Below are 815 nucleotides of genomic sequence, written 5' to 3' on the forward strand. Positions count from 1 at the left end.
GGCCCGCCAACTCCGCGATCCTCGCGCAGCCTCCGCACTCGGTCGACGGCCGGTTCAAGCTCACCGAGCAGGGCGAGGTCATCTTCGCCCGCTACGGCGAGCCCGCGATCGCCATGCGGCACATCGACCAGGTCGCGGCGGCGACGCTGCTGGCATCCTCCCCCACTGAGGAGGAGCGCACGAGCCGGGCGGCCGCCCGCTATGCCGAGGTCGCCTCGATCATGGACGCGGCCTCCCGGGAGCGCTTCTTCTCGCTCGTGAAGGCGGAGGGCTTCGCCCCCTGGTTCGCCACCGTGACCCCGATGGAGGAGATCGGGCTGCTGGCTCTCGGCTCCCGCCCCGCCCGCCGGGGGCTCTCGGTCGAATCGCTGGAAGACCTGCGGGCCATCCCGTGGGTGTTCGCCTGGACGCAAGCCCGCATCAACCTCGCCGGATGGTTCGGACTCGGCACCGCCCTGGACGCGGTCGGCGACGAAGAGCTGCTCGTGGAGGCGTACCGGGAGTGGCCGCTGCTTCGCACCATGATCGACAACGTCGCGATGAGTCTCGCCAAGACCGACGAGCGCATCGCCCGTCAGTACCTGGCCCTCGGCGACCGCGACGATCTGGCACAGCTCGTGCTTTCTCGCTCGTGAAGGCGGAGGGCTTCGCCCCCTGGTTCGCCACCGTGACCCCGATGGAGGAGATCGACACCCTCTGGCGCACGGCCCCGCTGCGGTCGCAGAAGCCCTCCCCGACCGACGAGGTCCGCACCGTGATGGGGGTGTTCGACGAGACGCTCTTCACGGCGGTACACGTGCGGCACCGTCGTGAAG

2 protein-coding genes are annotated in these 815 nt (G+C 70.3%); both read left to right on the top strand.

Annotated elements, in window-relative coordinates:
- Window positions 1-635, top strand: a 635-nt coding sequence (locus KZA10_RS16490) for a phosphoenolpyruvate carboxylase (protein ID WP_256935014.1), incomplete at its 5' end; no start/stop codon positions are given.
- On the top strand, window positions 632-815 hold a 184-nt coding region (locus tag KZA10_RS16495; protein WP_308289704.1), incomplete at its 3' end, for a phosphoenolpyruvate carboxylase. The genes KZA10_RS16490 and KZA10_RS16495, both read left to right, overlap by 4 nt.

The organism is Microbacterium sp. BF1, assembly GCF_019279095.1.
Taxonomy (GTDB): Bacteria; Actinomycetota; Actinomycetes; order Actinomycetales; family Microbacteriaceae; genus Microbacterium; species Microbacterium maritypicum.